Genomic DNA, 1,199 nt, shown 5'->3' on the forward strand with positions numbered 1-1,199 from the left:
GGGTAGACCTCCGGGAGGTCTACCCCGCGCACACGGGTCTACCTCGTGGCGCACGAATCTGAGCATTCAGCCCGCACTGGCCTCGTCCACAGGCTGCTCAGCGATCCACAGCCGCCATCGCGGCACCTGAGGACCCGCGACGGCGGCCACGATGCGCGGATGAGATCCGACCTCCCACCGCCCATTCCCGCTCGCCCGTCACAGGGGCCCGCTCCGCTACGACCCGTCGATCTCAGCCAGCTCACGCCTCGTCGACTCCCCGACGCCGAGACGTTCCGGGGCGACGAGCGGACGCGACTGGAGCGGAGGCTGCGATCAGGAGAGGTACGGCGGGTCCGCCGTGGCGTCTACGTCACGCCCGTGCAGACGGATGCCCCGGCCCTGGCTCGGCAGGCCGAGGTCCTCGCGGAGATGAGAGGTGTCGTGAACCGGCTCACGACTCCGTTCTGGTTCAGCCACGTGAACGCGGCACTGCTGTGGGGGTGCTGGACGTGGCGCCTCGCGGCCGAGGTGCACGTCACGCAGCTCGGGCACCCGAAGGTCCGGAGCGGCGACAGGGTCCTGCGGCGGCACTGGACCGACCTGCCGGTCCGTGACAGGTGCGCGCTCGACGGGCTGCCTGTGACGGGACTCGAGCGAACCGTCGTCGACTGCCTCCGGGGGCTGCGCGAACCGCAGGGGATCGTGATCGCCGACTCGGCGCTGCGGATCGGAGCCCGGACCGAGGTCCTGGAGACGATTCTCGAGGAGTCCGTCGGGAAGAGGGGCATCGTCCGCGCGCGCCGGGTGCTCGCCGCGGCGGACGTTCGGTCAGAGTCTCCGGGAGAGTCCCTCGTCCGATGGTTCGCGGTCGACGCCGGACTGCCCTCGCTCGACGTGGCGATCCCCGTGGAGACCTGGCTCGGAGCATTCTGGCTCGACCTCGGCTGGCCCGACCTTCGCATCGGGATCGAGTTCGACGGCGCGGTCAAGTACTCGGGCGGGCGCTACGGAGAGCCCGGAGAGCGGTTGCTCGCGGAGAAGCGCAGGCAGGACGCGCTGGTGGAGGCCGGGTGGACGATCGTCCGGGTCACCTGGGCAGACCTGTCGGATCCGGAGCGGCTCGTGGCCCGGCTGCGCGCCGCCCGTGAGCGAGCGCGGGCCCGCCACTCGCCGAGGTAGACCTGTGTGCGCGAGGTAGACCTCCCGGAGTTCTACCT

At 71.1% G+C, this 1,199-nt stretch carries 1 protein-coding gene and 1 pseudogene; both read left to right on the plus strand.

Going from position 1 to position 1,199, the window contains the following annotated elements:
- Nucleotides 1-159: 159 nt before the first annotated feature.
- A pseudogene (locus tag ACFRCR_RS18760) lies at nucleotides 160-345 on the plus strand (hypothetical protein); the annotation flags it as partial.
- A 15-nt stretch (nucleotides 346-360) separates the two neighbouring features.
- Nucleotides 361-1,161: a hypothetical protein gene (locus ACFRCR_RS18765; RefSeq protein WP_377679703.1), complete on the plus strand. Its 801-nt coding sequence runs from the start codon at nucleotides 361-363 to the stop codon at nucleotides 1,159-1,161.
- Nucleotides 1,162-1,199 lie beyond the last annotated feature (38 nt).

Origin of the sequence: Oerskovia sp. NPDC056781 (genome assembly GCF_042789955.1) — a bacterium.
In the GTDB taxonomy this organism is placed as follows: Bacteria; Actinomycetota; Actinomycetes; order Actinomycetales; family Cellulomonadaceae; genus Oerskovia; species Oerskovia rustica.